21 protein-coding genes are annotated in these 25,199 nt (G+C 68.0%); 4 read left to right on the top strand and 17 right to left on the bottom strand.

Features of this window, described 5'->3' with window-relative positions:
• Positions 1 to 59: 59 nt before the first annotated feature.
• The 13 genes from ftsZ to DZG09_RS14275 all read right to left on the bottom strand — a co-directional run bounded on the left by ftsZ (position 60) and on the right by DZG09_RS14275 (position 15,086).
• A complete protein-coding gene (ftsZ, locus tag DZG09_RS14335; protein ID WP_119698428.1) occupies positions 60 to 1,247 on the bottom strand; it encodes a cell division protein FtsZ in 1,188 nt (395 codons plus the stop codon).
• 198 nt (positions 1,248 to 1,445) lie between these two features.
• Positions 1,446 to 2,420 carry a cell division protein FtsQ/DivIB gene (locus tag DZG09_RS14330; protein ID WP_240424057.1) on the bottom strand — a complete coding sequence of 325 codons (975 nt, stop codon included), beginning with the start codon at positions 2,418 to 2,420 and terminating at the stop codon, positions 1,446 to 1,448.
• A 93-nt stretch (positions 2,421 to 2,513) separates the two neighbouring features.
• A complete protein-coding gene (murC, locus tag DZG09_RS14325; protein ID WP_119698427.1) occupies positions 2,514 to 3,917 on the bottom strand; it encodes a UDP-N-acetylmuramate--L-alanine ligase in 1,404 nt (467 codons plus the stop codon).
• A 200-nt stretch (positions 3,918 to 4,117) separates the two neighbouring features.
• Complete coding sequence (locus tag DZG09_RS14320) at positions 4,118 to 5,197, bottom strand: UDP-N-acetylglucosamine--N-acetylmuramyl-(pentapeptide) pyrophosphoryl-undecaprenol N-acetylglucosamine transferase (protein ID WP_119698426.1); 1,080 nt, start codon at positions 5,195 to 5,197, stop codon at positions 4,118 to 4,120.
• 32 nt (positions 5,198 to 5,229) lie between these two features.
• On the bottom strand, positions 5,230 to 6,462 hold the full coding sequence (gene ftsW / locus DZG09_RS14315) for a putative lipid II flippase FtsW (protein WP_119698425.1): 1,233 nt from the start codon (positions 6,460 to 6,462) through the stop codon (positions 5,230 to 5,232).
• Between the two features lie 17 nt (positions 6,463 to 6,479).
• A complete protein-coding gene (gene murD, locus DZG09_RS14310) occupies positions 6,480 to 7,997 on the bottom strand; it encodes a UDP-N-acetylmuramoyl-L-alanine--D-glutamate ligase (RefSeq protein ID WP_162893335.1) in 1,518 nt (505 codons plus the stop codon).
• Entirely contained in the window at positions 7,979 to 9,088 is a 1,110-nt protein-coding gene (gene mraY / locus DZG09_RS14305) for a phospho-N-acetylmuramoyl-pentapeptide-transferase (RefSeq protein ID WP_119698423.1), read from the bottom strand. Before mraY ends, murD begins: the two co-directional genes overlap by 19 nt.
• Complete coding sequence (locus DZG09_RS14300; protein ID WP_119698422.1) at positions 9,085 to 10,497, bottom strand: UDP-N-acetylmuramoyl-tripeptide--D-alanyl-D-alanine ligase; 1,413 nt, start codon at positions 10,495 to 10,497, stop codon at positions 9,085 to 9,087. Before DZG09_RS14300 ends, mraY begins: the two co-directional genes overlap by 4 nt.
• A 22-nt stretch (positions 10,498 to 10,519) precedes the next feature.
• A complete protein-coding gene (locus DZG09_RS14295) occupies positions 10,520 to 12,307 on the bottom strand; it encodes a peptidoglycan D,D-transpeptidase FtsI family protein (protein WP_240424056.1) in 1,788 nt (595 codons plus the stop codon).
• A gap of 9 nt (positions 12,308 to 12,316) precedes the next feature.
• On the bottom strand, positions 12,317 to 12,958 hold the full coding sequence (ftsL, locus tag DZG09_RS14290) for a cell division protein FtsL (protein ID WP_119698420.1): 642 nt from the start codon (positions 12,956 to 12,958) through the stop codon (positions 12,317 to 12,319).
• Positions 12,955 to 13,908, bottom strand: a complete 954-nt coding sequence (gene rsmH, locus DZG09_RS14285) for a 16S rRNA (cytosine(1402)-N(4))-methyltransferase RsmH (RefSeq protein ID WP_119698419.1) — start codon at positions 13,906 to 13,908, stop codon at positions 12,955 to 12,957. The genes ftsL and rsmH overlap by 4 nt, the downstream gene beginning before the upstream one ends.
• Before the next feature lie 104 nt (positions 13,909 to 14,012).
• Entirely contained in the window at positions 14,013 to 14,444 is a 432-nt protein-coding gene (mraZ, locus tag DZG09_RS14280; RefSeq protein ID WP_119698418.1) for a division/cell wall cluster transcriptional repressor MraZ, read from the bottom strand.
• A gap of 255 nt (positions 14,445 to 14,699) precedes the next feature.
• A complete protein-coding gene (locus tag DZG09_RS14275; protein WP_119698417.1) occupies positions 14,700 to 15,086 on the bottom strand; it encodes a DUF3040 domain-containing protein in 387 nt (128 codons plus the stop codon).
• A gap of 65 nt (positions 15,087 to 15,151) precedes the next feature.
• On the opposite strand from DZG09_RS14275, the gene DZG09_RS14270 reads away from it, so the two are divergent.
• Positions 15,152 to 16,252, top strand: a complete 1,101-nt coding sequence (locus DZG09_RS14270; protein WP_119698416.1) for a polyprenyl synthetase family protein — start codon at positions 15,152 to 15,154, stop codon at positions 16,250 to 16,252.
• A gap of 129 nt (positions 16,253 to 16,381) precedes the next feature.
• Here DZG09_RS14270 and DZG09_RS14265 read toward each other — a convergent pair whose 3' ends face one another.
• Complete coding sequence (locus DZG09_RS14265) at positions 16,382 to 16,729, bottom strand: Rv2175c family DNA-binding protein (RefSeq protein WP_119698553.1); 348 nt, start codon at positions 16,727 to 16,729, stop codon at positions 16,382 to 16,384.
• A gap of 167 nt (positions 16,730 to 16,896) precedes the next feature.
• Between DZG09_RS14265 and DZG09_RS14260 the strand changes: the two genes are divergently transcribed.
• Positions 16,897 to 18,201: a LysM peptidoglycan-binding domain-containing protein gene (locus DZG09_RS14260; protein WP_119698415.1), complete on the top strand. Its 1,305-nt coding sequence runs from the start codon at positions 16,897 to 16,899 to the stop codon at positions 18,199 to 18,201.
• 240 nt (positions 18,202 to 18,441) lie between these two features.
• A complete protein-coding gene (pknB, locus tag DZG09_RS14255) occupies positions 18,442 to 20,430 on the top strand; it encodes a Stk1 family PASTA domain-containing Ser/Thr kinase (protein ID WP_119698414.1) in 1,989 nt (662 codons plus the stop codon).
• Positions 20,431 to 20,635: 205 nt separating this feature from the next.
• Here the strand turns inward: pknB and DZG09_RS14250 are convergent, their stop codons facing one another.
• Complete coding sequence (locus DZG09_RS14250; protein ID WP_119698413.1) at positions 20,636 to 21,973, bottom strand: class II 3-deoxy-7-phosphoheptulonate synthase; 1,338 nt, start codon at positions 21,971 to 21,973, stop codon at positions 20,636 to 20,638.
• 96 nt (positions 21,974 to 22,069) lie between these two features.
• On the bottom strand, positions 22,070 to 22,777 hold the full coding sequence (locus tag DZG09_RS14245) for a lysophospholipid acyltransferase family protein (protein ID WP_119698412.1): 708 nt from the start codon (positions 22,775 to 22,777) through the stop codon (positions 22,070 to 22,072).
• 133 nt (positions 22,778 to 22,910) lie between these two features.
• Between DZG09_RS14245 and DZG09_RS14240 the strand changes: the two genes are divergently transcribed.
• A complete protein-coding gene (locus tag DZG09_RS14240; RefSeq protein WP_119698411.1) occupies positions 22,911 to 24,740 on the top strand; it encodes an AMP-dependent synthetase/ligase in 1,830 nt (609 codons plus the stop codon).
• Positions 24,741 to 24,777: 37 nt separating this feature from the next.
• Here DZG09_RS14240 and DZG09_RS14235 read toward each other — a convergent pair whose 3' ends face one another.
• Positions 24,778 to 25,179 carry a nuclear transport factor 2 family protein gene (locus tag DZG09_RS14235; RefSeq protein WP_162893334.1) on the bottom strand — a complete coding sequence of 134 codons (402 nt, stop codon included), beginning with the start codon at positions 25,177 to 25,179 and terminating at the stop codon, positions 24,778 to 24,780.
• Between the last annotated feature and the right edge of the window lie 20 nt (positions 25,180 to 25,199).

The following is a 25,199-nucleotide window of genomic DNA, read 5'->3' as shown; positions in this document are numbered from 1 at the left end:
GCACCGGAGCGGGCCCGCGACCTGCGCACCAGGCGATCGACGGCAAGACACACCCCGACTCACTTCAAGAATTCGGGGATGTCGAGGTCGTCTTCGAACGCGGTGTCGAATCCGCCCGAGTCCGGCACGACGGGCGGAGCCGTCTGCACGGGCACCGGCTGCTCGCGCTTCGGAGCGACGGGGTCCTCGCGGCGCTCCGCCTCCTCGCGCTTCTCCGCGGTGAAGGCGGCATCGACCGCCGGAGCCTGCGGCGCTGCGGGACGGGAGACCATCTCAGGCACCTCGAGCTTCGCCTGAGGCCCGCCGCCGTCGAAGCCTGCGGCGATCACCGTCACCCGCACCTCGTCGCCGAGCGTGTCGTCGATCACAGTGCCGAAGATGATGTTCGCCTCCGGATGCGCCGCTTCCTTGACCAGCTGAGCTGCGTCGTTGATCTCGAAGATGCCGAGGTTCGAGCCGCCCTGGACGGACAGCAGCACACCGTGGGCCCCCTCGATCGACGCTTCGAGCAGCGGCGACTCCACGGCCAGCTCCGCCGCTTTGATCGCGCGATCGGCCCCTCTGGCGGAGCCGATGCCCATCAGCGCGGAGCCAGCGCCCTGCATCACGCTCTTCACATCGGCGAAGTCGAGGTTGATCAGGCCGGGGGTCGTGATCAGATCGGTGATGCCCTGCACACCGGCGAGGAGCACCTGGTCGGCGGTCGCGAAGGCCTCGACCATCGAGATGCCGCGATCGCTGATCTCGAGCAGGCGGTCGTTCGGCACGACGATGAGTGTGTCGACCTCCTCCTTCAGGGTCGCGACACCGAGCTCCGCCTGCTGCTGGCGGCGGCGGCCCTCGAACGAGAACGGCTTGGTGACCACGCCGATGGTCAGCGCGCCGATCGACTTGGCGATGCGCGCGACGACGGGCGCAGCACCGGTGCCGGTGCCGCCGCCCTCCCCCGCGGTGACGAACACCATGTCTGCGCCGGCGAGCGCCTGCTCGATCTCCTCCTGGTGGTCCTCCGCCGCGCGGCGCCCGACCTCTGGATCCGCACCTGCGCCGAGACCCCGCGTGAGCTCGCGGCCCACGTCGAGCTTGACGTCGGCGTCGCTCATCAGCAGCGCCTGAGCGTCGGTGTTGACGGCGATGAACTCGACCCCGCGAAGGCCGAGCTCGATCATCCGGTTGACGGCGTTCACGCCGCCGCCGCCCACGCCGACGACCTTGATCACGGCGAGGTAGTTCTGGTTCTGGCTCATGCCGGCCTCCGTTAGTTGCGAACCATGGCGTGACCGGGATGAACCTTCACCCTCTACCTCAAGGTTAAAGTATTGCCCGGCAACTATTTGTTCTCCCCTGACGCTAAACGCACAGCTCCGAGGCACCGGATTCGCGCTAGGCGTGTCGCCGCATCCGAGCAGATTCCGCCTGGAAAGAGCGGGCGGAGCGCACCGCGGTCAGCGCACGACGACGGCGTTCGGCGACGACACGTCGTACTCCTGAACGCCGTCCGCCGGTCGATCCGCCATGACTTCCTCGAGCACAATCGCTTTGAGCGCGGAGTCGGAGGCGTTGCCCCACACGACGCTCGCGTTCGATGCGCCGAGCGTGAGTGTGACGTCCTGCGATGAGCTCGCCGTGACCTCGGTGACCTGCTTGCGCAGCGAGGCGGGCAGCGAACGCAGCACCTGACCGACGGCCGCGAACGCCTCGGACGATGTGCCGTCTCCGACGTCGATGAGCGGCTGCCCCTCCGGCTTCCCCTCGCGGGTCGTCAGCGCGACTCCCGCGGCATCGACCACCGTGTACCCCGCGTCGGTGGCGATCGCCCCGACTGGCGTGCGTTCGACGAGACGCACCACCAGCTCGTGCGGCGGATGCGACTCGACCTGGTACGTCTCGATCAGTGGGAACTCGAGCATCGCCGCGCGGATCGCCGAGTGGTCGACGAGCGGCATCGGCGTGCCGATCTGATCGTCGAGCGCCGAGACGATGGCATCGGCGTCGACCGCGTCGGCGCCGATGACCGTGATGTCGCGCACCGCGAAGAGCGGGCTGTGCGCCGCGGCGAGCGTGCCCACGATGAGCAGCGCGACCGCACCGAGCGAGCTGATCCAGTACCAGCGCCGCCTGCGCGTACGAGCGGTGAACCGACGCGCCTCTGCGCGGAGCGCCCGCCGCCTGGCGCGGGATGCCCGCCAGAGGTCGCGCCAGCCGATCGGCTCGTCGTCCGCATCGTCCCCGGGTTCGTCACGGCTCCTGCGACGCTGCGCCGACCGACCGGCGTCGTCCTCATCGTCGACGGCCGCGGCCCCTCGTGCTTCGTTCGACTCTCTGCTCGGTGGTCCGACGCGGGAGAAGCGCGTCAGTCCGCTCACTCCCCCACCGACGACGCCGTCATCGCGATCCTCTTCGTTCGCCGCGAGCGGCACCGGCCCGGTCCTCCCGAGAGCGGGGACGGACGGCGCTTCTCGACGACCCGGTCGCGCCGGGCGCGCCGAGGGAAGGGGGCCTGGCCGCTTCACTCAGCTTCCTTCGACCCGGCTCTTCAAGGAGTCGAGCACCTGGGGAATGATCTGGTGGACGTTGCCGCAGCCGAGAGTGATCACGAAGTCGCCGTCGCGCGCCACCGACGCGGTGTACTCGGCGGCCCGCTGCCAGTCCGCCTCGAAATGCACGTTCTCGGCGTCGGCGAAGTCCCCGCTGACGAGCTCGCCCGTCACCCCGGGGATCGGGTCTTCGCGCGCGCCGTATACGTCGAGCACGACCGTGTGGTCGGCGAGCCGCTCGAGCGTCTCGGCGAACTCGGCGTGCATGAGCTTCGTGCGCGAGTAGGTGTGCGGCTGGTGCAGCGCGATGATGCGGCCTGACCCCACGACCGTGCGGGCCGCCTCCAGACAGGCTGCGACCTCGGTCGGATGGTGCGCATAGTCGTCGTACACGCTCACACCCCGCTGCGTGCCGTGCAGTTCGAACCGCCGCACGGTGCCGCCGAAGCCCTGCACAGCGCGGGCGGCGTCCGCCATCGGGTAGCCGAGCTGCATCAGCACGGCGACAGCGCCTGCCGCGTTGATCGCGTTGTGGCGGCCGGGAACGCTCAGGCGCACCTCGACGTGCTCGTCCGCATGTCTGAGCACGAACGACACGGGGCCGGATGCCACGATGTCCGTCACCCGGATGTCGGCCGACGGCGATTCGCCGAAGGTCACGACCCTGCGGTGGCCGAGTCTCGACCCCACGCGCACCGCGCCGGGGTCATCGGCGGAGATCACAACCGCCTCGCCGGCGGAATCGGCGAACCGGACGAACGCGTCGTCGAAGGCCTCGTGGCTGCCGTAGGTCTCGAGGTGATCGGCGTCGACGTTGGTGATCAGCGCGATCGAGGTGTCGTAGAGCAGGAAGGTCTTGTCCGATTCGTCGGCTTCGATGACGAACAGGTCGTCCTCCCCCGCGCGGCTCGAGGTGCCGTACTGCTGGATCACGCCGCCGTTGACGTAGCTCGGGTCGGCACCGACGCCGGCCAGCGCGGTGACGATCATGCCCGTCGAGGTCGTCTTGCCGTGAGCGCCCGCGACCGACACGAGTCGTCGCCCTGCGATCAGAAAGTGCAGCGCCTGCGAGCGGTGCAGCACGGGGATTCCCCGTTCCTTCGCCGCGAGGAACTCGGGGTTCTCCGGCCAGATCGCACCGGTGTACACGACGGCGTCGACGTCGCCGAGGTTGGCGGCGTCGTGACCGATCGCGACGGTCGCCCCACGCTCGGCGAGGTCGCGGGTGTTCTGGCTCTCGGCTCGGTCCGAGCCGGAGACGGGGATGCCTGCGGCGAGGAACAGACGCGCCAACCCGGAGATACCGGATCCGCCGATGCCGATGAAGTGCACGGCGCGGATGCGCTCCGGAACGGGGACGCTGAGATCTGGAGTAATCATGGCGACTCGAGTCTAGGCAGAGCGGTCGACAGCGAGGGCGAGGGCGCGCGGGCTCTCAGCGGGCACGCAGGCAGAATCCGCTCGCGAACCGCCCCGAGATGGTTCGGAACGGTGAGGATCACGGGGCATCTCGATGAGGCCCAGGCATCTGGGCCGTGGCTCACAGCCAGTCGCATACGACTCAAGCTGCGAGACACGGCTCAGCGGGAGGTCGGGAGCGCTTCGTCGAGCATCCGGATGACGTTGGCCACTCCTTCGCGGGTGCCCGAGTTCTCCGCGGCTCGCGCCATCGCCGTCACGCGATCGGGGTCGCGCAGAAGCGGCACGACGCGTTCGCGGATCGCCTCGCCCGTCAGCTCGGCGTCGTCGACGATGATCGCGGCGCCGGCATCGACGGCGCTCGACGCGTTCAGTCGCTGCTCGCCGTTGCCGACGGCATACGGCACGTAGATCGCGGGGATGCCGAGTGCGCTGATCTCGCTCACGGTCGACGCACCCGCCCGAGCGAGCACGACGTCCGAGAGCGCGAAGGCGAGATCCATGCGGTCGACGTAGCGGCGCAGCGCATAGCCCGCGACGTCCGGATCAGCATGCTCCGACCGATCCCCCGTGACGTGCAGCACCTGCCATCCCGCATCGAGCAGGTCGCGCCATGTCTCGGCCAACGCGTCGTTGATCCGCATCGCGCCCAGCGACCCGCCGAATACCAGCAGCACGGGTTTCGCGGCATCGAGACCGAACTCCTCCGCAGCCTCGACGCGCATCGCCGCCCGATCGAGCCCGGCGATCTCCGGTCGCAGCGGCATGCCGACGACCTCGCTGCGCTTCAGCGGCGTGCCGGGGAACGCCACGCCGACCCCGTGCGCCGCTCGCGCGCCCAGGATGTTGGCCAGCCCCGGTCGTGCGTTCGCCTCGTGCACGACGAACGGCACCCTCTCGCGCTTGGCTGCGACGTACGCGGGCGTCGAGGCGTACCCGCCGACGCCGAGCACGACGTCGACGCCGCGGTCGCGGATGTAGGCGCGCACCCGCTTCACCGCCCGCGAGAACCGCACGGGGAACCGCAGAGCAGCGCCATTCGGACGCCGAGGGAACGGCACCTTGTCGACGATCAGCAGTTCATAGCCGCGGGCGGGCACCAGCCGCGATTCGAGCCCCTCCGCGGTTCCGAGCACGAGGATCTCATCGCCAGGCGCGCGATCGCTCAGACCATCGGCGACGGCGAGCAGAGGGTTGACGTGGCCGGCGGTGCCGCCGCCCGCGAGAAGATAGGTGGTCACCGATCGATCTTCGCAGATGCCGGGGGCACGACCTACCGTGCCGCGCTCCGCGCCCGCCTGGATTCCCCGCTGCCGATGCCGCGCTCGATCGGTGGCAGGCTCCGCGCGAGGGACATCAGCACACCCGTGCCCAGCAGCACCGCAAGCAGCGATGTGCCGCCAGAAGAGAGGAACGGCAGCGGCACGCCCAGCACGGGGAAGACGCCGAGCACCACGCCGATGTTGATGAGTGCCTGGCCCACGATCCAGATCGTCATCGTCGCCGCGACCACCCTGACGAACTGGTCGGAGGTGCGGCGCACGATCCGAAATGCGGCGAAGGCGTACAGGCCGAACAGCACGAGCACGACGGCGCACCCGATCAGCCCCAGCTCCTCGCCGACGATCGCGAAGATGTAGTCGTCGGCCGCGGCGGGCAGCCAACCGTACTTCTGCTTCGAGTTGCCGAGGCCGAGGCCGAAGATCCCGCCCTCCGCGAGCGCCCAGATCCCGTGCGTCGGCTGGTAGCACTCCTTGTAGTAGTTGCAGTCCTCGTTGAGGAAGCTCATGATGCGCGTCATCCGGTTCGGACTGGCGACGGCCAGGCCGACCACGGCGACGATCGACAGCAGCAGCGGGATGACGAACAGCCGGAGCTTCACGCCGGAGAAGAACAGCGCCGCCAGCATGATCAGGAACAGGATCATGCCGGTGCCGAGGTCCTTGCCCGCCAGCACCGAGCCGATCACCAGGGCCGACACCGGCACGATCGGCACGAACACGTGCTTCCAGTTGGTGAGCAGCCCGCGCTTGCGGTACAGGATCACGCCGAGCCAGACCACGAACGCCAGCTTGAGGAACTCCGCCGGCTGCATGGTGTACCCGGCGACGCGGATCCAGTTGCGGTTGCCGCCCGTCTCGTAGCCGAGCGGCGTGAACACGAGCATCTGCAGCGCGAGACCGAGGATCAGAGCGATCCAGGCGATCTTGCGGAAGAACCCCACGGGAAAGCGGCTGAACAGGAACATCAGCGGCAGTCCGATGACGATGAACACACCGTGCTTGACGGCGCCGTCGTACGGGCTGCCGCCTGCACCGATCGACTCGACGCTGGTGGCGGAGAGCACCATGACGGCACCGAATGCGGTGAGGATCAGTGCGCTGGAGGCGAGTAGGACGAACTCGAGCGGAATCGCTTGGAAACTCGACCCGAGCGACACGCGGGCGAGCAGGCCGCCCTTGCGGCGCGGCCCGCTGTTCCCACGGGGGCGCGTCTTCTGACTCATCGCTCCCCCTTCGCTCGTCACCCGTCGGCTTCTGCGATGTGCGCACGCACCGCGGCGGCGAACCTGTCGCCGCGTTCGCCGTAGCTGCGGAACTGGTCGAAAGATGCGGCTGCGGGGGCCAACAGCACCACATCACCCTCACTCGCCGCGTTCGCCGCCAGAGCGACCGCGCGCGCCATCACGTCATCAGTCTCCGCGTGGTCGACCTCGTAGACCGGCACCTGGGGCGCGTGTCGCTCGAACGCCTCGAGGACCGGGCTGCGCTCGGTGCCGATCACGATCGCCGCTCGGCTCGCCGCACCGCGATCGGCGACGAGCGCCGTGATGTCGACGCCCTTGAGCAGCCCGCCGACGACCCAGATCGCGCCGGGGTGGGCGGCGAGGGACGACCCGGCGGCGTGGGGGTTCGTCGCCTTCGAATCGTCGATCCAGGTGACGCCGTTCGACGTCGCCACGACCTGGATGCGGTGAGGGTCGAGTTCGAATCCCGCCAATGCGCTCCGGATCGCTGGGGGCGGCACGTCGAGCGAGCGCGCGAGAGCGGCCGCGGCGAGGATGTTCTGCACGATGTGGCCCGCCGCGAGCCCATGCTCGGCGAGCTCTGCGACCGTGCTCAGTTCAAGCGCCGATGTGCGCCGATCGTCGAGGAACGCCCTGTCGGCGAGGATCCCGTCGACCACGCCGAGGTCGCTGGGGCCGGGCGTGCCGAGGTCGAAGCCGATCGCGCGAGCGCCGTCGACGACATCGGCGTCCTCGACCATGCGCATGGTCGCCTCGTCCGACTTGTTGTACACGCAGGCGACCTTCGTGTGCCGGTACACGACGGCCTTGGCATCGCGATACGCCTCGGCTGAGCCGTGCCATTCGAGGTGGTCGTCCGCGAGGTTGAGGCACACGGACGCGTACGGCGAGGGCGACCCGTCGTCGTCGTTCAGCCCGAGGTACCAGAGCTGGTGGCTCGACAGCTCGACGACGAGCACGTCGAAGCCTGCGGGGTCGCGCACTGCGTCGAGCACCGGAACGCCGATGTTGCCGCACGGCGCGGCTCTCAGCTCGCCCGCGACCATCATCGTCGCAGCCAGTCGCGTGGTCGTCGTCTTCCCATTCGTACCGGTGACGAGCACCCATTCGGCGGGAGAGCCGTCGGCACGGGTCACCTTGTCGCGCACGCGCCATGCCAGCTCGATGTCGCCCCACAGCGCGATGCCGTTCTCGCGCACCCAGCGCACCACGGGGTGCGACGGCGGGAACCCTGGCGAGGCGACCACGACATCCGGGGCGAAGGCGACCAGCTCATCCGGCACCTCGCTCAGCGGACCGAGGTGCAGCTTCGCGCCGATGACCGGCACCAGTCGCTCGTACTCCTCGGTCGCAGTCTCGCTGACCACGAGCACGTCTGCGCCCAGCTCGGTGAGCGTGTCGGCGACGGAGAATCCCGTCGCCGCCAGCCCGAGCACGCCGACGCGCAGGCCCTGCCACTCGGCATTCCAACTGGTGAGCTCTTCCAGCGGGGCGCTCAACGTACCGCCAGCCATTCGACGTACACGATGCCGACACCGCTCACGGCCAGGATGCCTGAGACGATCCACAGCCGGACGACGATCTGCGTCTCCTGCCAGCCGCGCATCTCGAGGTGGTGGTGCAGCGGGCTCATCAGGAACAGTCGTTTGCCACGGGTCGCCTTGAAGTACACCCGCTGAAGCAGGACGGAGCCGGACGAGATGACGTAGCCGCCTGCGATCAGGATGCCCAGCAGCTCGGTGTGCGTGAGGACGGCCATCGCCATCACCACGCCGCCGATCGCCATCGAGCCGACATCGCCCATGAACACCTTCGCCTTGGGCGCGTTCCACCACAGGTAGCCCACCAGGCCGCCCACGAACGCCGCAGCGATGATCGCGAGATCGAGCGGATCTCGCACCATGTAGCACGCCTCGGCCGAGGCGTCGGCGAGTGCGGCACCCGAGCACGCCTGGTTGAACTGCCAGTAGGCGATGAGACTGTACGCGCCGATCACGAAGATGCCGACGCCCGCCGCCAGACCGTCGAGGCCGTCGGTCAGGTTGGCGCTGTTCGAGAAGCCGACGCCGAGCAGCGACAGCCAGACGAGGTACAGCAGCCACGCCAGCACGGGTGTGAAGAAGAAGAACGACAGCATCGGCAGATCGCGCACGAGCGAGATCGCACCGCTGCCTGGGGTCTGGCCGGAGCCGTCGGGGAAGTTCAGCGCAAGGATCGCGAACGGCACGATCACGATGACCTGGCCGATGATCTTCTGCCAGCTCTTCAGCCCGCCGAAGTGCTGGGTGCGCACCTTGAGGAAGTCGTCGATGAAGCCGACTGCGCCGAAGCCGACCATCAGCCAGATCACGAGCCAGCCGGACAGCGTCGGCGGGATGTTCGCCGTGTAGCACCCGATCAGATAACCGGCGATGGTGCCGACGATGAAGATCGCCCCGCCCATCGTCGGCGTGCCGCGCTTGGCGCCGTGGCTCGGGTTCTCGATCGCCTCAGGGGTGCGGATGACCTGACCCCAGCCCCACTTGCGGAATGCCCGCAGGAAGACCGGCGTGAGGAAGATCGCAAAGGCGAACGAGATCGCGGCCGCCGTCAGTAGTGCTCTCACGAGAACAATCCTCCCAGACGGTCGCCGAGAAGCCTGAGACCTGCCGCGTTCGAAGACTTCACCAGCACCCTGTCGCCGTCGCGCAGCTCTGCTGCGAGATAGTCGTACGCTTCATCGGCCGTCTCGAAGAAGACGGCCTCGTCGTTCCACGACCCCTCGGCGATCGCCGAGAGGTACAGCGGCCTGGCTTCGCGCCCCACCACGACGATGCGGGGGATGCGCAGGCGCACGGCGAGCAGTCCGATCTTCTGGTGCTCCTCGATGTCCCGCTCCCCCAGCTCGCTCATCGAGCCGAGCACCGCAACCATCCGCTCGTCCTCGCCCGTGATCTGGGCGAGTGTGCGCAGCGCGGCCTGCATGGCCTCTGGGCTGGCGTTGTAGGCGTCGTTGATGATGCGCACCCTGTCGCTGCCCATCACCTGCATGCGCCAGCGCTCGGCGAGCTCCACCGTCTCGAGCCTTTCGACCGCGGCTGCGGTGTCGACGCCCAGCGCGATGGCGGCCGTGAGCGCGGCCTGGGCGTTCTTCACGTGGTGCGCACCGAGCACACGCAGGCGCAGCTGGCACCGCTCGCCGTCGACGCTCAGCAGAGTCTCGGTGCCGGATGCGGTGACTCGGATGTCCTCTGCGCGCACATCGGCTGTCTCGGATTCGCCGAACCAGCGCACGGTGAGTCCGCGCTCAGCAGCGGTGCCTGCCATGCCGACGACGCGGGCGTCGTCGGCGTTGAGCACGGCGACGCCGCCGGAGCGCACGGCCTCGATCAGCTCGCGCTTGGCGATCGCCGTCTGCTCCATGTCGCCGAAACCGCCTGCGTGGGACAGCCCGACCATCAGCACGATGCCGACATCCGGTGTCACGAGTCCGGCGAGCCGCGCGATCTGCCCCGACGCGTCAGCTCCGAACTCGCAGATCAGGAACCGTGTCGTCTCGGTGACCCGCAGCATCGTCAGCGGGGCGCCGACCGCGTTGTTGAAGCTGGCGACCGGCCAGATCGTCTCGCCCGACTCGCGCAGGATCGCCGCGAGCATGTTCTTGGTGGTGGTCTTGCCGTTCGAGCCCGTCACGCCGACCACGCGCAGGTCGCCGCCCGAGCGCACACGGGCGACGACCTCCCGGGCGAGGTCGGCCAGCGCGACGACGACATCCGGCACCACGATCTGCGAGACGGGCTCGTCGACCTCGTGCTCGACTATGGCCAGCGCGGCGCCGCCTCGCGCGGCGGTGCCGACGAAGAGGTGTCCGTCCGTTGCATCACCCGGTTTGGCGACGAAGACCCCTCCCGCCGTGATGTTGCGGGAATCGGTGTCGACATCGCCGGAGACGATGGTCTCCGGCGTGTCGTCGCCGTGGGTGCGCAGAGCACCGCCGATGGTCTCGGCGATCTCCGCCAGCGTCAGCGCGATCAAGCGATCCTCCTGCGGCCACGCATCATTTTGTCTTGGGGTAGAGCGTCGGCTCTCCGCTCGATGGAGTCACCCGGTAGGTCTTCAGCACCTGGTTGAGCGACTTCTCGAGGGCCGACACAGTGGCCGCAGACGACCTTATCGTTTTCGGCTCGTCAAGCGTGACAACGACCACGTACTGCGGGTCGTCGATCGGTGCGACGCCCACGATGCTCGTGGCGTAGATGCCGGGCTTGTAGCCGCCGTTGCCGTCCGATTTCTGCGCCGTACCGGTCTTGATGCCGACGCGGTAGCCGGGCACGTCGAGAGTGTGGCCGCCCTGCACCGCGACGTTCTCGATCAGCGACATCACCTGGTCGGCTGTCTTCTCGCTGACGACCTGCTCGGCCTCGGGCAGATCGGGCTCGATCACGGTGCCGTCGGAGAGCGTGCACGACTCGACCAGATGCACCGGCAGCTTCATGCCGTCGTTCGCGAGCGCCTGGTAGGCCCCGGCGACCTGCGGAGCTGTGACGGTGAAGGCCTGCCCGAAACTGGTGGCGTAGCGAGTCTGGTTGTCCCACTCGTCTGCCGGCCGCAGCAGGCCCGGCTCTTCGCCGCCGAAGCCGACGGACGTGCGGCTTCCGACGCCGAAGGTCTCGAGGTAGTCGTGACGCTCCTGCATCGAGAGGCGATCGCCGAACTTCGACATGCCCACGTTCGACGAGTCGATCAGCACGCCGGCGAGCGTGTAGTAGTAGTCGGGGTGCGGTGCGGCGTCGTTCACGACCGCGCCGTTGTCGAAGTGCTCCCTGGTCGGCACGTACTCCGTCGACGTCGGCGTCGCCTTCCCCGAGTCGAGCAGCATGGCCGCCGTGATCGCCTTGAAGGTCGACCCCGGCTCGTAGGTGGTGCGGAAGATGCGCGAGCCCCGGTCCTCCGGGTCGCTGGCGTTCACGTCGTTGGGGTCGACCGACGGCGCCTCGGCAGCGGCCTTGATCGCACCCGTCTCAGCGTCGACGACGGTCACGGAGCCCCAGTTCGCCTTCTTCGACTGCACCTCCTCGGCGATCATCTCCTGCAGATACCACTGCAGGTCGGAGTCGATCGTGAGCTGCAGAGTGCCCCCGTCGACCGCAGCGTCCACGTTCTCGGTACCCGGTATCCGCACACCGCTGGGGCTCTGCTGGTAGGTCTCTCTGCCGTTCGTCGAGGCGAGGCACTCGTTCTCGATCCGCTCGTAGCCGGCCTGCGGCCCGTCGGCGCCGACGAACCCCAGAAGGTTCCCTGCGACGGAGCCCGCGGGATACGAGCGCGCCGCCTTCGGTTCGTAGGTGATGAAGGGCAGACCGAGCTCGACGAGATCGACGTACTGCGTCGTCGTGATGTTCTGCGCGAGCCGTTCCCACCGGTCATCGGGATCGAGCGCGATCGCCTCGTCGACGATCTTCTCGACGTCTTCCGCATCTCGACCGAGGACCTCGGCGATGTCCGGCGCGTACGTCGAGAACGGCACGTCGATCTCGTTGCCCTCGTCATCGCGCGTCGTCATACCGACGGCCAGCTTCGGATCGATGTTCGCGTCGTACAGCTGAGTGCTGCTGGCAAGCGTCTGGCCGTTGGCATCGACGATCGAGCCGCGGACGCCGTAGAGGGTCCTGCTGCCGTTCAGGCCCTTGTCGGATGCCTCATCGAGGTGCTCGCTGGCACTGACGACCTGGATGTCGACCAGGCGCACGACGAACGCCAGGATGATCACCACGACGCACGCCAGTGCGATGACGGTGCGACGCCTCGGTGAGCGGGCTGCGCTCATTCCCTGAGTGGGGCTCATCGTTCCTCGTCAGTGCGTCTCGGGGCTCGGCAGCCCCTTGTCGATGGAGGGCGGTCCCTCCGATTCCGCCTGCGCGCCGCCCGATCCGCCTGCGCTGCCGCCACCCGCGTCGTCGGACTTCTCGGTCTCGATGCTCCCCGCGACCGAACGGCTGGGATCGGTGGCGAGCGGCGTGTCGACGATGAGCGCGTTGCCGACCTGCGATGGCGACACGTCCACACTCGAGTTCCAGGTCGAGGACGCGCCCGTTCCCGTCACCTTGCCGTCGCTGAGGCGCAGGAACTTCGGCGCCCCGTCGATCACCATGCCGAGATCGGCGGCGTTCGCGGCCAGGTACTGCGGCGAGCTGAGGCCGGCGACCGCGTCTTCGAGCCCCTGCTGCTGCAGTGTGAGATCGCGGCGCTCCTGCATCAGCTCGGCGACCGCGTAGCTGTCCTGCGTGGTCAGCATGGACAGCACGATCTGGGCACCGGCGATGAGGATGACGCCGAGCATCGCCACAACGGCGTACATGGTGCGCGGGCGACGCCTGCTCTCAGGGCGTTCGAGCGCGCGAAGGCGTCGACGAGGCTCCGGGGTCTCCCCCGGCACGTCGTCCGGGCGCCTGCGCGGCGCCGCCTGAAGCAGGAGGTCGGATTCTGCGAGACTCACGTCGACTCCCTCAGCTTCTCGACGGCCCGAAGCCGCACCGGCTTGGCCCGCGGATTCGTCTCCGCCTCTGCCTCGCTCGCCTGTTCGGCGCCGCGCACGAGAGCACGGAAGCGCGGCGAGTGCCCCGGCAGCTCGACAGGCAGCCCAGCGGGGCTCGTCGATGCCGTGGCCTCGGCGAAGAGTCGCTTGATGAAGCGATCCTCCAGCGACTGGTAGCTCATCACGACGATGCGTCCGCCGACGCTCAGCGCTTCGAGTGCCGCGGGGATCGCGCTCTCGAGTGCCGCGAGCTCCCCGTTCACTTCGATCCGCAGCGCTTGGAAGACCCGCTTGGCCGGGTGTCCCGCGTTGCGGACCGCCGCGGGCGTGGCGTCCTGCAGCACGTCGACCAGCTCGCCGGAGCGCATGATCGGCGACTCCTGACGCGTCCGGATGATGGCCCTCGCATAGCGCGCCGCGAGCTTCTCCTCTCCGTACCGCTCGAAGATGCGCCGCAGCTGACCCTCGGAGGAGGTGGCGATCACGTCTGCAGCCGTCGGCCCGGTCGTCGGATCCATCCGCATGTCGAGCGGCGCGTCCTGCGCATAGGCGAAGCCGCGGTCGGCCTCGTCGAGCTGCAGCGACGAGACTCCGAGGTCGAAGAGGACTGCGTCCGCCGATTCGAGACCGGCCTCGTCGAGGGCGTACCGGATGCCGTCGTAGACGGTGTGCACGAGCGTCATGCGATCGGCGAAGGGCTCGAGCCGCTCCCCCGCGATCCGCAGCGCCTGCGGGTCGCGGTCCATGCCGACCAGGTGTGCGCCGGGGAATCGCGTGAGCACGGCCTCCGAGTGCCCGCCCATTCCAAGGGTGCCGTCGACGTACACGGCGCCGTCGCGCTCGAGCGCAGGTGCGAGGAGTTCGACGCAGCGGTCCAACATGACCGGTGTGTGGATGTCGCGAAAGTTCATAGTGCTCCGGTTCCTCCCCCTGGCTCTGATTCCCATCCGCTCGACCTGCCACCGGGGAAGTGATGTCAGGGCTGCGGCTGGGGATCACAGCCAGGGGTCGGTCTTCAGAAGAGGCCCGGGATCACCTCCTGCTCCATCTCCGAGTAGTCGTTCTCGTTGGCGGCGAGGTAGTCGTTCCAGCCCTTCGCGTCCCAGATCTCGGCGTGGGCGCCGACGCCCGTGACGACGAGTTCCTTCTCGAGACCCGCGTACGTGCGCAGGTGCTGCGGAACGGTGATGCGGTTCTGTCCATCAGGCGTCTCCGCGCTCGCACCTGAGAGGAACATGCGCAGGAAGTCGCGGGCCTGCTTGTTGCTGAGCGGCGCCTGCCTGATCCGCTCGTGCACCTGTTCGAACTCCGAGCTGGAGAACACGTACAGGCACCTCTCCTGGCCGCGGGTGATGACGATGCCGCCCGCGAGCTCCTCCCGGAACTTGGCGGGGAGGATGACGCGGCCTTTGTCGTCGAGCTTGGGGGTATGGGTGCCCAACAGCATCGGCCCTCACCCCCTCTTCATCCGGCCAATCCAAGGTGACCCCCACTTTACTCCACTTTCCCCCACTGTCTAGGACCAAGGTGATATTCCCACAACGAGGCCACCGCCGCATCCCCTGAGATTCCAAGGGATCACGGCGGTGGAGGATGGTGGAGGGCCGATGGAGGCCAGGTGGAGGCTCAGCGTGGCGGCGGCCGAATCGGGCACACAAAAAAGCGCCGACCTTTCGGTCGACGCTTTTGCGCTGGCGGCGGGCTACTCGCCGTTCTGTCGGCGCTCCCACCTCTCGCCGAGGCGATCCATGAAGGAGCCGGATCGATCGGCCCGCGCAGGCTTGCCGCCCTGCTCCTTGCCCGGCTTGTCCGGCGCGTTCTTCATCGGCGTGGAGGCGAGGATCACGCCACCGAGCATCGCTGCGAAGCCGATCACGCCCAGCACGATGCCCAGCACCATGTTCGACTGCCACACGGTAACACCCGCGATGATGGCGCCGAGGCCGAGGATCGCGGCGATGACTCCTACGACGAGATTGCGGTAGCTGAGCGACCGCCCGCCCGACGCGTGCACGACGTCTGCGTCGTGCTGCATGAGATGACGCTCCATCTCGTCCAGCAGACGCTGTTCCTGTTCGGAGAGTGGCATCGGGTTCCCTCCCGTGTGTTGACTTGTCTCAGTCTACCGCCCGTGACGATAACTAGGCTAGGCCCGTGACGCCTACTCAAACGCTGATCGAGGCCATCTCTCAGCGTCTCGAAAGCTTCGTGACGGAGAAACGGATCGAAGCGGCCGGTCTGGGCGACGAGGCGGCGCTGTTCGTCGAGCACGCCGCGGCGGCTCTGGCAGGCGGAAAACGTCTGCGAGGGCGCTTCTGCGCCACCGGGTGGCACGCCGTCGCCGACGGGCACGCCGCGTCCCCCGACCTGACCAGCGACTCCGGCGCGATCGGCGTCGCCGCATCCCTCGAGGTGTTCCAGGCCGCGGCACTGGTGCACGACGACATCATCGACAACGCCGACACGCGGCGCGGCCGCCCATCCGCGCATCGCGCGCTGGAAGCAGCGCACGGGGCCGCCGGGTGGTCGGGTGGTGCGGCGGCGTTCGGCCGCTCCGGCGCAATCCTGCTCGGCGACCTGCTGGTGGCGTGGAGCGACGATCTGCTGGAGCAGTCGCTGGCCGACGCGCCACGGACCACCGGCGCGGCGGCGCGTGCGGAGTACGGTCTGATGCGTCGCGAGGTGACACTCGGACAGTTCCTCGACGTCGCCGAGGAATCGGCGTGGTCGGTCGCGCCGGAATCCGAGCTTCCGGATCGCGCGCTGCGGATCGCGTCGTACAAGTCGGCGCGCTACAGCGTGCAGCAGCCGCTCGTGATCGGCGCCGTCCTGGCGGGAGCCGACGTCCACCAGCTCGACGCGCTGCGAGGCTTCGGCCTCCCCATCGGCCTCGCCTTCCAGCTGCGTGACGACGTGCTGGGGGTCTTCGGCGACGAAGCGCGCACCGGCAAGCCGGCAGGAGACGATCTGCGCGAGGGCAAGCGCACGCTGCTCGTCGCGCTCGCACGCGCGGAGCTGACCGGCACAGCTCGTCGTTCGTTCGACGAACTGTTCGGCGAGCCCGACCTCGATGCGACGCAGGTCGCTGTGCTGGCGCACACGATCAGGGAGACGCGTGCGCTCCAGCGGGTGGAGGAGCACATCGCTCGCTTCTCGAACGACGCGGATCGTGCGCTCTCCGGCGCCGCTCTGGGGAACAGCGCCGTGAACTCGCTCCGCGATCTCGCGCGCGACGCGACACAGCGCACCGCCTGAGCGGTTGCGCCGATGGGCTCACCGGCTCGCGAGGCGCGGGTGCCGCACTGGCAACGGTCCCGTCATCGGCGCGACGGTGCGCGATGGTTCTCTCGACCTCGCCGTCACGCCGGCGAGATATCTGGGCGGTCAGAGCACCTGCGCGATGCGACGAACCTCGGCTTTCCTGCCGGCCAGGAGCGACTCGATCGGGGCGTTGCCGAGCGAGTCCTCGTAGTTCAGCAGCCAGTCGATCATCTCGTCGACGTCGAACCCGACGTCGTGCAGCACGACCACGGTTCCCCGCAGCGATGACAGCGGTTCGCCGTTCACGATGAACACGGACGGCACCTTCAGCACGCCGTCGCGGCGCGAGGCGACGAGCACGCCGTCCTCGAGCAGGCGACGCACCTGCCCTGCGGTCACGCCGAGACGCTCGGCCGCGTCGGGAATCGGCAACCAGTCGGTCGGGTACGCAGTGGGAGTCTTCTCAGGCACACCCACATTGTCTCATCCGCGCTCGCAGCAACGTCCCGATCGCCGTTCGAACCAGTGTCAGTCCTCATCACGCCAGTAACATCTGCCACACGCGTCTCAATCGTTATCAACTATTGACATGAGATAACTTCTTTGACAGCGTAAGGCGGGACCATCAGGGGGTTACGATGCCGATCTCACGCACCGCACTCACCGCGGCTCCCGTCGCCGTCGTCGGGTCGCTGGCGCTCACTCTCGGAGTCGGCGATGCCGCAGCCGCGGCCGACGCGCACGAGGTGCGCCAGGGCGAGACGCTCACCCGCATCGCAATCGCGCACGGGCTGCAGGTCAGCGATCTGCTCAGATGGAACGGCCTCAGCTACGACGACGCGCGGGGAATCCTGCCGGGAGCCACACTGCGCCTGAGCGCGCCGTCGGGGGCCGAATCGTCGTCTTCGAACGGCGCGTCGCCATCCGGGTCCGAATCCGACGCACCTGAGACGCACACGGTGTCGTCCGGTGAGACGCTCTGGTCGATCGCCAGCAGGCACGGCCTCACGCTCGGCGAGCTCGTGCGCGCCAACGGCCTCAAGCCATCATCGATCATCCATCCCGGCCAGAAGCTGAAGCTGAGCAGTTCGACCGCGGCGTCGGGCGGCACGGCTACGGCATCGTCGCAGAAGCCGTCTTCGTCGGGGTCGAACAGCGCGACGCATGTCGTGGCGTCCGGTGAGACCGTGTGGAGCATCGCACGCGAGCACGGCACCAGCGTGAAGAACATCCTCGATGAGAACGACCTCGGCTCATCCGCCATCATCATGCCGGGGCAGAAGCTCACCATCGACGGCTCCGGATCCGCAGGGTCGGCGTCACCCGCACCGGCGAGCACCTCCACGAGCGCAGCGCAGACGCACACGGTGACCTCCGGCGACACGCTGTGGGCGATCGCCGGCAAGCACGACGTGAGCGTCGCGACGATCCTGGCGGCGAACGACCTCGAGCAGGGTGCGATCATCTACCCTGGCCAGTCCCTCTCGCTGCAGTCGCCCGACCCCGTGCCAGCCGACAACGAGCAGCGCTTCTCCTACCTCGATGCCGCCCAGACCGAGAACGCCGTCCTCATCATCCGGGTCGGGCGCGAGATCGGTGCCGGCGACCGCGCCATCACCGAGGCGCTCGCAACCGCGATGGTCGAGTCATCGCTTCGCAACGTCGACTACGGGGACCGCGACTCGCTCGGCCTGTTCCAGCAGCGCACGTCCAAGGGATGGGGCACTCGCGAGCAGATCCTCGATCGGGAGCGGGCGACGAAGGCCTTCTTCGGCGGCGCGCACGACCCGAACGGGCACTCCACGCGCGGACTTCATGACATTCCCGGATGGGAGAGCATGCCCTTCGGAGACGCTTCCCAGGCCGTGCAGGTCTCCGGCCACCCCGACCGATACGCGCAGTGGAGGACGCAGGCAGGCCGCTGGCTCGACGAGCTCGGTTAAGCTGCACCCTGCCGCTGATCGCCGTCCTCCGTTCCACGCCGACTCGTCGTGCGGAGCATCGCGGCGGTACGGGCCCGCGCTCGTCATCGTCGGCCCACGACGCGGAGCATCGACTTCCTCCCGGCAGTTCGCCCGGCGCGCATCCGGCACGTTCACGACTGCATAACGACCCGCCACCCGCGTGATTGCGCGGGTGTTGCGCTCCAGCCGATGTCCACACCGCAACCGTAGAATGACGCCGTGAGCACCAGTCAGCAAGTCGACCCGTTGATCGGGCAGCTTGTCGACGACCGCTACAGGGTGCGATCGCGCATCGCCAGGGGCGGTATGGCGACCGTCTACGTCGCCACGGATCTGCGGCTGGAGCGTCGCGTCGCGCTGAAGGTGATGCACGCGCACCTGAGCGACGACAGCGTGTTCCAGAGCAGGTTCATCCAGGAGGCGCGTTCGGCCGCACGCCTGGCCGACCCGCATGTCGTGAACGTCTTCGACCAGGGCCAGGACGGCGAGCTGGCGTACCTGGTGATGGAGTACCTGCCTGGCATCACGCTGCGCGATCTGCTCAAGGAGCAGAAGCGCCTCACCGTCACGCAGACGATCACCGTGATGGACGCCGTGCTATCCGGGCTCGCCGCCGCACACACCGGGGGGCTGATCCACCGCGACGTCAAGCCGGAGAACGTGCTGCTCGCGGAGGACGGACGCATCAAGATCGGCGACTTCGGGCTCGCCCGCGCCACGAGCGCCAACACCGCAACGGGCGCGCAGCTGCTGGGGACGATCGCATACCTCGCCCCCGAGCTGGTCACGCGCGGCATGGCCGATGCCCGCAGCGACATCTACGCGCTCGGCATCATGCTCTACGAGATGCTCACGGGTGTGCAGCCGTTCCGGGGCGAGCAGCCCATGCAGATCGCGTACCAGCACGCCACGGATTCCGTGCCTCGCCCGAGCGTGCGCAATCCGGGCGTGCCGGAGCAGATCGACGAGCTGGTGCTCTGGTCGACGGAGAAGGACCCGGATGAGCGGCCGGGCGATGCGAGCGAGATGCTCGACAGGCTCCGCGAGATCGAGCGGGAGCTGGGCATCGCACCGATGGCCTCGCGCGGGGCGTCGATCGTCGTCCCCAATGCACCGAGCGACGACCCCGAGCCCAGCGATCCGACCAAGGTGATGCCGTTCTCGCGCACCGAACAGGTCACAGACGCGATCACCGGCGGTCAGATGATGTCGACGGGTCCGCAGCCCGTCGACAACTCCGTCAGGCTGCGCCGCGTCACGGAGCGTCGCACGCGGCGCGGCTTCTGGCTTACAGCCCTCCTGCTGGTGCTGTCCATCGCCGCCGGCGGCACGGGATGGTACTGGGGCTCAGGGCCCGGTTCCCGCGTCATGCTCCCCGACGTGACGGACGGCACGTTCGCCGAAGCCGAAGCGACGCTGTCGGAGCTCGATCTGATCGCCGAGGAGCATGGGGTGCACAGCCTCTCCGACGAACCGGGCACGGTCATCGGAACCGATCCCGAGCCCGGCACCTCCCTCGACCGCGAGACCGTCGTCACGGTGAACGTGTCACTGGGCGCGGCGGAAGTCGACGTTCCCGCGCTGCCAGGCACAGCGCTCAGTGAGGCGACGGACCAATTGGACCAGCTCGGGATCGAGGTCGAGAGCGTGCGCAAGTACTACCTCGATGCGACCCCCGGCAACGTCACGAACGTCCGCATCCGGCCGAGAGAGGCGGGCGACGACGACGAACTGGTCAAGTGCATCGACGGCTGCACGGCCCACGACGGCGATGCCGCGGTGCTGTCCGTATCACTCGGTGCGGTGCCCGATGTCGCAGGACGCTCCGTGCAGGATGCCGAGAACACACTCGAGGACGTCGGCTTGACAGTCTCTGACGATGTCGAGGAGCGGTACAGCGACACGATCTCGGCCGACCAGGTGATCGGCACCGTGGAGAAGGACGGCGTCTTCGCCGAGGGCGACACGATCAAGCTGATCACGTCCCTCGGCCCCGAGCCCATCCCCGTCCCGGATGTCGGGGGCATGCATCGCGACCAGGCGATCAAGGCCCTCGAGGACGCAGGTTTCGACGTCGAGTACACACGGGCATGGGATATGTTCCCCAACGGCTGGATCGTCGCCACGGGCACCGACCCCGACGAAGGCGAACGCCTCCTGCCCGGCACCACGGTCAAGCTCCTCCTCGACAACGACGGCCCGATCTGACCCGCGCCCCGCTGCCGAGATGCGCACTTCTCGCCGAGATGCGCGCCGCTGTACGTGATCTCGTCGAACAAGTGCGCATCTCGCGAGCCGGACTGCCACCGGGCAACGCGGTTCTCGGGTGCTGCGATGGCGAGGCGGAGGAGAGAACGGGCACCGAGAGTGCCCTGGCTGACGACAACAGCCAGCGCCGTGCCCGCGGGCCGCGCTAGAGCTTCTCGAGCTCCTCTGCGACCAGGAAGGACAGCTCCAGCGACTGCTTGTGGTTCAGGCGCGGGTCGCACAGCGACTCGTAGCGCGACTCGAGCGCTGCCTCGTCGATGCGCTCCGAACCGCCGAGGCACTCCGTGACGTCGTCACCGGTGAGCTCGACGTGCAGGCCGCCGGGGAACGTCCCCACCTGCCGGTGCGCTTCGAAGAAGCCGCGCACCTCGTCGACCACGTCGTCGAAGCGCCGGCTCTTGTAGCCGTTCGCCGTCGTGATGCCGTTGCCGTGCATCGGGTCGGTGACCCACAGCGGCTGCGCACCCGAGGCCTTCACGGCCTCGAGCAGCGGCGGCAGCGCCTCGCGGATCTTGCCCGCCCCCATCCGGGTGATGAACGTGAGCCGACCCGGCTCGCGATCCGGATCCAGGATGTCGATCAGCTTCAGTGCCGTCTCGGGGTCGGTCGTCGGACCCAGCTTCACACCGATCGGGTTCTTGATGTGGCGGAAGTACTCGATGTGGGCGCCGTCGAGGTCGCGCGTGCGCTCACCGATCCAGAGGAAGTGGCCCGATGTGTTGTACACGTCGCCGGTGCGCGAGTCGACGCGCGTGAGCGGGTGCTCGTAGTCCATCAGCAGGCCCTCGTGGCCCGTGAAGAACTCCACGCGCTGGAGTTCGTCGAAGTCGGCGCCCGCCGACTCCATGAACTTGATCGCGCGGTCGATCTCGGTCGCGAGTCCCTCGTACCGGCGATTGGCCGGGTTCTCTGCGAAGCCCTTGTTCCACGAGTGCACTTCACGCAGATCGGCGAAACCGCCCTGCGTGAACGCGCGGATGAGGTTCAGCGTCGATGCCGAGGTGTGGTATGCCCGCAGCAGGCGGCTGGGGTCGGCCGTTCTCGAAGCCTGTGTGAAGTCGAACCCGTTGACGATCTCGCCGCGGAACGCCGGAAGCGTCACCTCGCCGCGCGTCTCGGTGTCCTTCGAACGGGGCTTGGCGAACTGCCCAGCCATGCGCCCCATCTTCACCACCGGCATGGAAGCGCCGTACTGCAGCACGACGGCCATCTGGAGCACAGTCTTGACCCGGTTGCGGATCTTGTCGCCGGTGGCACCGGAGAACGTCTCGGCGCAGTCGCCGCCCTGCAGCAGGAACGCCTCACCGGCGGCTGCCCGCGCCAGGCGCGCCTTCAGAGTGTCGGCCTCGCCTGCGAAGATCAGGGGCGGGAGTGACGCGAGCTCTGCCGTGACGTCGGCGACTGCTGCGGCATCCGGATACGAGGGCTGCTGCTTGATGGGAAGCGAACGCCAGGCATCGAGATCACGGAGATTTTCAGTCACCCCACGATCCTAACGGCCCGTGACACGGCTCGGGCACGCCGTGTCACCGGCGCTCTTCTGCCGCTCTCCCCCATCAGCGGATCGTCAGCGAGTGGATCAGCTCGCGACGGCGGCCTGTTCGCCCTCACGTGCTGCACGGCTCTTGGCGACGCTCGCGTATTCGTCGCGGTAGCGCTGCTGTCCGAGCCGCTGCAGTGCGACCATGATCTCGTCGGTGACGGATCGCAGGATGTACCGGTCGTTCTCCATGCCCGCGTAGCGCGAGAAGTCGAGCGGCTCGCCGATCACGACTCCGACGCGCACGGTGCGCGGGATCTTCGCGCCGATCGGGAGCATCTTCTCCGTGTCGATCATCACGACGGGGATGACGGGCACCTTCGCTTCGAGCGCCATCCGCGCCAGGCCCGTGCGCCCGCGGTACAGCGTGCCGTCGTGGCTGCGCGTGCCCTCGGGATAGATGCCGAGCAGGTCGCCCCGCCCGATCACTCGCAGCGCCGTGTTCAGCGCCGCCTCGGACGCCTGTCCGCCGGAGCGGTCGATCGGGATCTGGCCCGTCCCCTTCATGAACCACTTCATCGCCCAGCCCTTGGGGCCGCGACCGGTGAAGTACTCGTTCTTGGCCAGGAAGGACATCGGGCGGTCGAGCTGCACGGGCAGGAAGATCGAATCCATCACGGAGAGATGGTTGCTCGCGAGGATGGCGGCGCCGCTGGTCGGCACGTGCTCCTTGCCGGTGACCCATGGCCGGTAGATCGCCTTCAGAAGCGGGCCGAGCACGACATACTTCATCAGCCAGTAGAACATCGCTTCTCCCCCTCTGTCAGGTCGCCGAACACGCACGGCCGAATCAGCTTACCGCCGCGCCGAATTGCCCACAGCTGCACCGGATTGCCCATAGAGTGGTGAGCAACCCACCGACGGTACCGAAGGAGCTGCCGTGAAAGAAACGTCAGTACCCGCACTCGTCCCAGCAGACCCCGACGCGAACATCGCCGATCTGCTGGTTGAACGAGCCAGAGCAACACCCGACCGCGCGATCTTCAGCGTTCCGGAGGAAACCGGCTGGCGAGACATCACCGCCCGCGAGTTCGAGGATCAGACGATCGCGCTCGCGAAGGGCTTCGTCGCATCCGGTGTGCGCCCGGGCGACAAGGTCGGATTCATCGCGCGCACCACGTACGAATGGACGCTCGTCGATTTCGCCCTGCACTACGCCGGCGCGATCCTGGTGCCCGTCTATGAGACGAGCTCGCCGTCGCAGGTGCAGTGGATCCTCTCCGACTCCGGCGCGACATGGCTGATCACCGAGACTGAGGAGCACCTGTCGCGCTACGACGAGGTCGCCGGTGATCTCCCCCTGATCGGCAGGACATGGGTGCTCGACAGAGGGATGATCGACGAGCTCATCAAGGAGGGCGCTGAGACTCCGGATGAGGAGATCGAGCGCCGCCGTCGGCTCGCGAACGGCGACGACGTCGCCACGATCATCTACACGTCGGGTTCGACGGGCCGACCGCGCGGATGCGTGCTGACCCACAGCAACTTCGTCGAGACGTCACGCAATGCGGCCGTCGCTCTGAGCGAGGTCATCGCCGAGCCGGGCGCGTCGACGATCCTGTTCATCACGACCGCTCACGTGTTCGCGCGCTTCATGTCTGTCCTGTACATCCACTCCGGCGTGCGCACAGGTCATGAGCCGGACACGAAGAACCTCGTCGACGCCCTCGGATCGTTCAAGCCGACTCTTCTGCTGGCGGTGCCGCGAGTATTCGAGAAGGTGTACAACGCGGCCGAGGCGAAGGTCGAGGCGGAGGGCAAGGGACGCATCTTCCGCATCGCTGCGAGGACGGCGATCGAACACGCCCGTCGCGAGCAGGAGGGGAAGCGGGTCGGCCCGCTGCTGCGGGCGAAGTTCGCGCTGTTCGACAAGCTGGTCTACTCCAAGCTGCGCGAGCGCATGGGCGGCAATGTGCGCTACGCCGTCTCGGGCTCCGCTCCCCTCGGTCCGCGGCTCGGGTACTTCTTCCGCGGCCTCGGCATCAAGATCCTCGAGGGCTACGGTCTCACCGAGACCACGGCCCCCGCTTCGGTCAACGTGCCCGACAGGATCAAGGTCGGCACGGTCGGTCCCGCATTGCCGGGTGTGGACATCCGGATCGCCGACGACGACGAGATCGAGATCCGCGGCGTCAACGTGTTCCGCGAGTACTGGCAGAACCCGCAGGCGACTGAGGATGCGTTCCACGACGGCTGGTTCCGCACGGGCGACATCGGTTCGATCGACGATGACGGCTACCTCGCCATCACCGGCAGGAAGAAGGAGATCATCGTCACGGCAGGCGGCAAGAACGTCGCCCCGACAGTTCTGGAGGATCCGATCAGGGCGAACCCGATCATCGGTCAGGTCGTGGCGGTCGGCGATCAGAAGCCGTTCATCTCCGCGCTGATCACTCTCGATCCCGAGATGCTGCCCGCGTGGCTGCGCACTCACGGCGAGTCGCCGGATCTCACACTGGAGCAGGCCGCTCACAGCCCCGCCGTTCGCGCGGAGGTGCAGCGTCAGATCGACGAGGCGAACGCGCTCGTCTCGCGGGCGGAGTCCATCCGCAAGTTCCAGATCCTCGGCACGGAGTGGACGGAGGCGACCGGACACCTCACGCCGAAGCTGTCGATCAAGCGCGCGCAGATCCTCGACGATTTCGCCGACGAGATCGAGCGCCTCTACGGCGATCCGAACGAGACCACCAACGTCTCCGTCGCGGGCTGAGGCCAGGACGCGCGGCCTGCGCGGCTGAAGGCTTCACTCAGAACGGCTCGTAGCAGTCATAGGTCTCCAGCCGAAGAATCCGGCCGTCCACGGCCGTTGCGAACTGGGCGACATGCGCCGTCAGCTCCTGACCTGCTTCGAAGGGCCCCGCGTCGACGGCAACCACACCCTGCCATCGGACTCGAAGCGCCGCGTGTCCGCCGTCGACGACCGCGGACAGCTCTTGAAAGGTCTGTGACAGAAGCATCTCGACTCCCGCCGCGGAAGACGCGATCAGCTGCTCGACGCCGAAGACACCGCCGTGCGGCTTGAGCGCGTTCGGATGCTCGATCATCTCGACGTCCTCATGGAACAGGCTGCGGATGTCCTTCCCGCTGCGTCCGGCTTCGAGTGCTCTGTGCAGTTCGCGGACCAGGGCGAGAGTGCTGTAGTTCGTCACATCTCGCATCGTAATCACAC

It is taken from the genome of Microbacterium halotolerans (assembly GCF_003569805.1).
Classification (GTDB): domain Bacteria; phylum Actinomycetota; class Actinomycetes; order Actinomycetales; family Microbacteriaceae; genus Microbacterium; species Microbacterium halotolerans.
The sequence above is the reverse complement of the archived record's forward strand: the minus strand, read 5'-3'. Positions and strand labels throughout refer to the sequence as shown.